At 44.7% G+C, this 7,806-nt stretch carries 9 protein-coding genes; all 9 read right to left on the bottom strand.

What is annotated here, in order from left to right:
* Positions 1 to 779, bottom strand: a 779-nt coding sequence (locus D6D85_RS13065; RefSeq protein WP_133308323.1) for an ankyrin repeat domain-containing protein, incomplete at its 3' end; no start/stop codon positions are given.
* Positions 780 to 1,114: 335 nt separating this feature from the next.
* Positions 1,115 to 1,300, bottom strand: a complete 186-nt coding sequence (locus D6D85_RS13060; RefSeq protein ID WP_125672478.1) for a hypothetical protein — start codon at positions 1,298 to 1,300, stop codon at positions 1,115 to 1,117.
* 160 nt (positions 1,301 to 1,460) lie between these two features.
* Positions 1,461 to 1,709: a hypothetical protein gene (locus D6D85_RS13055; RefSeq protein WP_125672477.1), complete on the bottom strand. Its 249-nt coding sequence runs from the start codon at positions 1,707 to 1,709 to the stop codon at positions 1,461 to 1,463.
* Positions 1,706 to 1,936 (bottom strand): ankyrin repeat domain-containing protein, encoded by a 231-nt coding sequence (locus D6D85_RS13050; protein WP_125672476.1) that lies wholly within the window; start codon positions 1,934 to 1,936, stop codon positions 1,706 to 1,708. The genes D6D85_RS13055 and D6D85_RS13050 overlap by 4 nt, the downstream gene beginning before the upstream one ends.
* Before the next feature lie 28 nt (positions 1,937 to 1,964).
* Positions 1,965 to 3,254 (bottom strand): PP2C family protein-serine/threonine phosphatase, encoded by a 1,290-nt coding sequence (locus D6D85_RS13045; protein WP_161969880.1) that lies wholly within the window; start codon positions 3,252 to 3,254, stop codon positions 1,965 to 1,967.
* A gap of 29 nt (positions 3,255 to 3,283) precedes the next feature.
* Entirely contained in the window at positions 3,284 to 4,762 is a 1,479-nt protein-coding gene (locus tag D6D85_RS16485) for a hypothetical protein (protein WP_161969879.1), read from the bottom strand.
* Between the two features lie 16 nt (positions 4,763 to 4,778).
* A complete protein-coding gene (locus D6D85_RS13040; protein WP_125672474.1) occupies positions 4,779 to 5,756 on the bottom strand; it encodes an FHA domain-containing protein in 978 nt (325 codons plus the stop codon).
* A gap of 61 nt (positions 5,757 to 5,817) precedes the next feature.
* The gene (locus D6D85_RS13035) at positions 5,818 to 7,068 is read right to left on the bottom strand and encodes a protein kinase domain-containing protein (RefSeq protein WP_237558857.1); all 1,251 of its coding nucleotides are present in this window, start codon (positions 7,066 to 7,068) and stop codon (positions 5,818 to 5,820) included.
* Between the two features lie 78 nt (positions 7,069 to 7,146).
* Positions 7,147 to 7,806: WD40 repeat domain-containing protein (locus D6D85_RS13030; RefSeq protein ID WP_153184015.1), on the bottom strand; the 660-nt coding region annotated here is incomplete at its 5' end.

Genomic DNA, 7,806 nt, shown 5'->3' with positions numbered 1-7,806 from the left:
TCACCTTCGCTCTTCACGACGGTAGCCATAACTGAGGTCCCAGATATCTTGGTTTCCAATATATTCTCAGCATCCTCCACAGCTTTTTCGAGGAAGTTAACTATATCCCAGTATTTCTTCTCCCTAGCTAAATCTAGAGGAGTTTTCCCACCTCCGTTTTTAGCATTTACATCTGCACCTCTATCCAATAGAAGCTTGACGATATCGAGACGACCATAATAAGCAGCAAGATGGAGAGGGGTCCAGCCGTATATATCCTTTGCATTTACATCTGCTCCTCTATCCAATAGAAACTCAACGACATCAAGACGACCATTATCAGCAGCCCAATGGAGAGGGGTCTCGCCATCTTCATCCTTTGCATTTATATCTGCACCTCTATCCACCAAAAGCTTGACGATATCGAGATGGCCCCAGGCAGCAGCCCAATGGAGAGGGGTCCCGCCAACTTCATCCTTTGCATTCACATCTGCACCTCTATCCAATAGAAACTCAACGACATCAAGATGACCATTAGCAGCAGCCCGATGGAGAGGGGTCTCGCCATCTACGTCCCTTGCACTTATATCTGCACCTCTATCCACCAAAAGCTTGACGATATCGAGATAGCCCCGAGCAGCAGCCCAATGGAGAGGGGTCCCGCCATATTCACTCTTTGCATTCACATCTGCACCCTTATCGAGAAGCCTTCTCACTTCTTCCAGATCTCCCCTGCTAGCTGCATCAATGAGACCCTCATTCAGGGAACTCATTCTAAACCACTTGATCGGGGAGCTCATCAATTATGGACACTCAACCAGTTCTATTTAATTTTTGCCCCATACTTAGTTTAGTTTTTAGATATAGTCTATACATAAATCAGATATTTCAACAGCTCCCCCTATGACGGGGAGATGCCCAAACGTCCCTACTTGGAGAAGCCAAATTCCCGAATTTATCTGAGTTATCCATGGGAAGCTTCGGGGAGTTCATTCTCTCCCCAAGTCGCATGCAAATTAATTAATGATTAGTTATCTGAAATTGCACCTAGCTTAGAAAAGTAATGGGATTAAGGGAACAAGGATGTGAGATAATGGATCCTTAGCCTCCTTCTCGACATCCTCAAGGAATAACTTCATCCCTCTTCCTTGACCATCGTCCCTTCCAGTATTTCCGTCTTCCCCGCTTTGACCTCTGTCTCAGCTCCTCCCTTTATCTCCCTCAGTTTCCCCTCATACTCAGCCTTAAGCCTTTTATAAGCCTCATCACTGACCTCATTCTTTCTGAGAAGCTCTTCTAGCCTCTCAAGATATTCCTCCACCTTCTTGGCCTCACTATTCTTCTAGCTCCTTTTTCAATGGAACATATCGATGTATTTTCTCAGATCTGATGTGAAGTCATAAGATCTCATTTTATTATCATCTTTTAAACCTCCAATAATGCATCTATATTGCTGAAGACCGTCCTTTGTTTTCTCACGGTCAGGCAACATACTTCTTGCACACAAAGCAGTAGTATTCATCGGTTAATGAAATGTGATATAGAGGGCTTCCACAATATGGACAGATTTTGCCCTGTCCTGTCTGTCCTTCTGCTCTGGCAATTTCAAGCTTATTTTTCGAACCAATTTCCTCCACCAGCTCCACTACAGCCTTGTTTGGCATTTTTAATGGTTCAATTAGCTCGACTATACACTTTCCGTTTCTTGAAACCGCTTCCGAGGAGCTCATTCAGCCAGACCTCCATCAGACATATTTCTCCTTGCACTTATATCTGCACCTCTATCAACTAGAAACTTCACAACATCAAGATGTCCCCAACAAGTAGCACCATGGAGCGGGGTATAGCCATCTTCACCTCTTGCATTTACATCCGCACCCCCATCGAGGAGCCTCTTCACTTCCTTCAGATCCCCCCTAAAAGCTGCACCAGTGAGCTTCTCGCTCAGGAAACCCATTATCTCTCCCTAAAGCTCCTTCTTACTTTTACACCAAGTGGGTCAACAGGGAGACGGATGTATTGTCATGTCCTCCCCTTGAGTTCGCCATCCCTATTAAGATCCTGCCTATGAGATCCGGATGAGGCGGATACCTGAGGAAGCACTCAGCTATCTCGCTATCATCGACTAGATCTGTCAGACCATCCGTTGAGAGAAGAAGGGATCTTCCTCCCATTAATATCCCCGGAAAGGTCCTTACATCTATTCTAGGGTTCTCCATCCCAAGGGCACTTGTTATCACATTTCTCTGCGGGTGAACTTTTGCCTGCTCTCTCGTTATCAGTCCCCTATCGATTAAATCCTCCACATACTTGTGATCCCTCGTTAGCTGCATTGCCCCGCCATCTATTAGATATGCTCTGCTGTCACCAACATGCCCTACTGTGACATCATCCCCATCCACTACAGCCAGCGTCATTGTTGTCCCCATTTCTCCCCTCCTCCTCTTCTCCTGAAGAACTCTCTCATTGGCTGATCTCACAGCTTCCCTTACTATTCCCTCCATGCTTCCTGATTCAAGAATTCCGTTTATCACCTGAATGTACGCCTCCAAAATTGCCTCTTTGCTCGCTATCTCACCGTATCCAGCCCCTCCAACCCCATCAGCCACGCACAATATGTGATATCTCCTCCTTTTCCCCTCCGTTGATATCTCGAGGACAGAGGAGAGAACTGAGTCCTCGTTGTTCCTCCTGACGAGCCCCCTGTCCGACATGGATGAAATTGCCCTTCTCCCCCTCAGGTTGAGGCCCGATATCTCGATCTTATCCCCGGCCACAGAGACAGATATTCCTCTGATCCTTGTCCACTCCTCAAGCACATCCTCTGGCATCATGTTCCTGCTCAGATGAATTAGATAGGAAGGGGAAAGTACTATGTATCCCTTCTGGAGCATCCCCTGAAATGATGGGGATGTGACAGAATTCACCCCCCCTCTGTAAGGGGAGGGGATGAATGGGCTTTCCCCGAAGTGCCGGTAGGTCAGCTTACCATCGAGAACAACAACCAAACCTCCATATCCGCTGATCTTCGGCTCAATGGGAATCTGAACCTCTGTTCTATTTACAAGAGCATTTCTAAGGGAATTAAGAGCCATCTTTATCAGTTCAGCTGCTGAGATTCCATCAGAGGCAGATGAAAGGATGAAGATCCTGTGGCTTTCATCCTCAAATCCTACCCTCAGGCTCATGGCAAGGCTCTCCATCTCACAGTTTGAGAAGGATCCCACCCCACTGAAGCTTCTCACCTTGGAGAGCCAGGCAGTTCTAGCCTGCATAATCTTCACCACCCGCAACTGATATAAATTTATCCTAGGTCTACGTGCTCCGGTATCAGTATCTCTTTTGCCACAGGAACCCTCTCTGCCCTCTTTCTTCTGGTTATAGCCCACAGCGAGATGGGTACTATTGCTGCAATCACAGCTAATGTGCCGATTCCGCATATAGGAACTGAGATCTCCCCCCAGCAGGGATATATCTCCCCCTCTTTGCTACAAGTACCTCTTAGGCTTATGGTATCACTGCTGAGAATTGGCCAAAATATCTGCTTGAGCAGAAGATATCCATCCCCCACTTTTATAGCTCCCTGAATGCCCTCCAACTCTATTCCCCTCAGCTTAACGTAATAAGGAAACGGAGATTCTACATCGCGCTCGGGCACATAATATGGTGTAATATTAAGGGATTTGCTCCCAAAATCCCTATCCCTGTACTTGACAGTTAGAGAGGTATTTTCATACAAACTATAAGAGATATTTAACTTTATAGTCTCATTGTTTTTTATTATATTATTAATTTTCAGCTGCACTGAATCTTTCATAATAGAGTTGGAGCAGTTTATTTTTTTACCATCTTCCTTTATGATCTCACATCTAGTAAAGCTCAGAGCTCCATGAGAAGAGCTATCCACATATATTGGTGTTTCGCTGAGGTTTAAATCAGATTGCTTGTTCGTAATGCTAATTAAGATGCTTCTATTGATTCCTTTTCCTTCTTCCCTCTCCCACTTAACTCCCAAAGTCTCCAAGGAAAGGTTCCACTTGCTGACAACTAATTCATTTTCCATAGTATAATAGATAAAGAGTAAAGAATATAGCTTATTTAATTCATTTAATATAACATTGAACTTATACTCTTCCATTTTATTTAATTTTTTACTTAAACTTTTTATGCAGCTATCCGAGCCACTAAAGGAACAGCTTTTTGCGTTGAGAAACTCAATCTTCTCTATTGTTATGCTATCTACAGTAGCATTAATGCTAGCATTTATTTCCCATTTACCGGATCCGAGATATCTGTATAGGTATCTGAACTTTAGGGGATCCTTTAGTGGGATTTCAACTGTCTTACTTAAAATTTTCTCTCCACTAAAAGTTTCATTAAAAATCGATATGCTAATGGATCCAAATTTGACTCCTTCTTGAGATCTGAGTTTAATCGATATATTGCACTGTAAACCTAAATTAATTGGATTTTCTGAAATTAAATTATTTCCTTTTTTTAACAAATTTATTATCTTGCCTTCCCCTGTAGTTATTTTCCCTTCTTGAAAATTGAGACCCACTGAGGATATATTCATAACTACATTTCTCATCTCTCCTTTTATCGTTATATTTATCTCAGTTATATCTCCCTGCTCATACTTTAAAGCGTAATTTATCTGAGCTTCGCTTTTCGGTTCACCATTAGCACTAACTACTTCTGAAGATTGAGCTAAGGAAAAGATAATTATAAAAAATAAAAGAAAGGATAGCAATTTCCTGCTGAAAGTCGCTGCAACATCCATCGAGACACCCAGAAGTTTAGGCTGCAGACCTGCAGGTAAATCTCATGTTCAGCACACCGGCAGGGCTTACTATGTCCCCATCTCTGAGAGGTCTCGGGCCCTTACCCTTTATGTTCTCCCCGTTGAGCAGGGTGCCGTTTGTGCTGTTGTTGTCTTCTATTATGAATGTCTTATTCACCCAATCAAAGCTTATTGTGAACTGAGGCTTTATTCTTCTGCTTATTGCATTTAGGACATCGGGAGGAGCAATTCCAGTGAAGTCCTCTCTTCCGAATGACTGGGGAAGGGAACCTATCGGTATAATTCTATCGCCAACTTGAAACATGGCAGTAAGAACATTTGTTTCTCCTCCTGGACCCGTTATCTGTATTGTTCCAGGGCTTGGGATTCCTATCATTCCCCCTCCAGGCATTGTCTGTGTTCCACCAACGCCTAAGCCTCCAGCTGGAGGGGTTACCGGTACTGATGGTGCTTTGGGCCTTCTCATCAGAATTAGAGCGGATATCACTGCTGCTATTCCTATTATTCCTCCAGCAAGTGCTACATACATCCATGTTTGAGTTTGGGGTTGAGGAGGTGGTGGAGGAGATGAAACCTGAAAGTCAACATATCCCTCTTGCACTAGTGATCCCCATGCGTTAAATACCCTTACGTGGAATGAATACCTTCCATAGGGTGCATTGGGATCGAGTGAGTAAGCAGCTACTATTATGGTGGCGTGAATAGTCACGCTTGATTGCCTCCACACAAAGATCTCTCCTCTTCCGGTCTCAGGAGGATAGGCAAGATATACATCTATTATATATGGTCCAACCGGATTCTCAGCCTCAGCCCTGAGCTCAACAGTATCTCCCGGGTTGAAGAAGTTTGTTCTAACCCCTCCCTTTGTCGTGAAGAATGTTGCTCCTGCTATGTATTGCTGAGCCAAGAGAGGCTGACAGAGAAGGATCAGCATTGCAAGAAGAAGGAGCACTACAACTCTCGATCTATCCACTATCTCACCACAAGGATAGTCGAACTGGAAAAATATAAAGATTACCCTTCAACTATCGCTGTCATTTGGACTTAAATGTAACCGTCAGGTACGGTGGATTACCCAGCTGATTGCCATAGGCCACATAGATTATAGCTCTTTCCTCCAGCTTAAACGGGACTGATTCCCTCTTATATCCAGCCCATACCTCCGTTAATCTTCCTCCCATAAGCACAGCACTTCTGTTGAGCGAGCCCAGATCCCTGAAGAACCAGCTTCCTCCCTTTTCGAATATCTCGAAATGCCTTCTCGATATCCATCTGTAGGGATCAAAGACGTAGACATACATTGTATCGCCCTCCCTCACAACTCTAATCCTCTCGCTAGGGATACTTGCAACACCCCCCTGGCTTGTCATAGTTGTCTGAAGCTGCTCCTCTGGCATCCTGCCAACTATCACCCTATGAACATCTATCTTTATCTTTGTCCCCATTACCTCAATTGCAGGGCCTTCCTCCAATGAAATTGCTGAAATTCCCCTCTCAATTGCCTCTATCATCTCTCTTGCTGTTGAAAATCTGCTCAAAGGATTCCATTCCATTGCCTTCATCAGGACTTTAGCGAAATCATCGCTCACATCTCTATTAAACTTCCTGACATCCGGAGGTTCGACCACCATGTTCGGATATCCGGGCATTGCGGCCGCCGGATGCTTTCCTGTAAGAGCGAAGAAACAGGTTGCGGCAGAGGACCATATATCTCCTTGAATTGAGAAGGTATACCTGTACTGCTCAGGAGGAGTATAGCCTCCGGGGGATATGACAGCCTCGTTTATCCCTGCTGCATTGAAGTAGGCTGCTGTTCCAAGATCCAAGAGCTTCAGATACCTGATGTCGTCTGATACTATTATGTTCTTTGGCTTTATGTCCCTATGGATGATGTTCCTTGAGGATAGGTAGTCAACCGCTAGGAGCAGTTTTATAAGCCTTACCTTCGCCTCTTTTTCATCCATAGGTTTCTCCGAAGCAACTTGCTCCAATGTTTTTCCTTTAGCATATTCGGTTATCATAGCAGGAAGGGCTCCTGATCCCAAGCGCACAACTGCCGAGTCAAGGTACCCAACGATGTGGGGATGGGATAGCTGTCTCAGTAGATCCCTCTCGAATATGAGCTTGTTATATGGAATCCCAAGGCTATTTGGGAGCTTTACAATGACCTGATTTCCATCAGGTCCTCTGGCCTGATAGACTAGGCTCATCCCTCCCTTAGCGATCAGATCCTCTACTACATAAACCCCCCTTCCTCCTTGGATAAAGCTTCCCCCGCTGATCATCATGAACTGCTCTAAGGGAAAGATATAAAAGTTATCCCAAAAGTTTGCGAAAATAAAGTTAGAAATGCTAAAAAGCATCTACTCGCTGAGTAGGATCCTCACTATTTCCTCTTCCTTCCTCTCCTTTGATCTCCTTCTGTAGATGAAAACAAGAGGGATCACTAGAAGAAGGATTGGCAGTAGATAAAGGATATCAGCTGATGTTTTTGTCACTGGGCTTTCCTGCTCCGGTGTTTGTTCCGGAGGAGGTGGAGAAGGAGGTGTTTGTTGCTGAGATGGTGAAGAAGATGACCTCGTAAATAAATATACATAAAAATCCCATGATCCTGCTGCTATGTAGCCTCCATCGGATGAGATAGAGACGCCAAGCACAGCGTCTCCTGTCCCATATTTCCAGATTAGATTTCCACTTCTATCAAAGAGGTAGACGTAATAATCTCTCGATCCAGCTGCTATGTAGCCTCCATCGGATGAGATAGAGACGTCATGCACAGGGCCTCCTGTCTCATACTTCCAGATTAGGTTTCCTCTTCTGTCAAATAGGTAGACGTAAAAATCATCCGATCCAGCTGCTATGTAGCCTCCATCGGATGAGATAGAGACGCCCCACACAGGGCCTCCTGTCCCATACTTCCAGATTAGGTTTCCTCTTCTGTCAAATAGGTAGACGTAAAAATCATCCGATCCAGCTGCTATGTAGCCTCCATCGGATGAGATAGAGACGCCGCACACAGGTCC

Source organism: Candidatus Methanodesulfokora washburnensis, from assembly GCF_003947435.1.
In the GTDB taxonomy this organism is placed as follows: domain Archaea; phylum Korarchaeota; class Korarchaeia; order Korarchaeales; family Korarchaeaceae; genus Methanodesulfokora; species Methanodesulfokora washburnensis.
The sequence above is the reverse complement of the archived record's forward strand: the minus strand, read 5'-3'. Positions and strand labels throughout refer to the sequence as shown.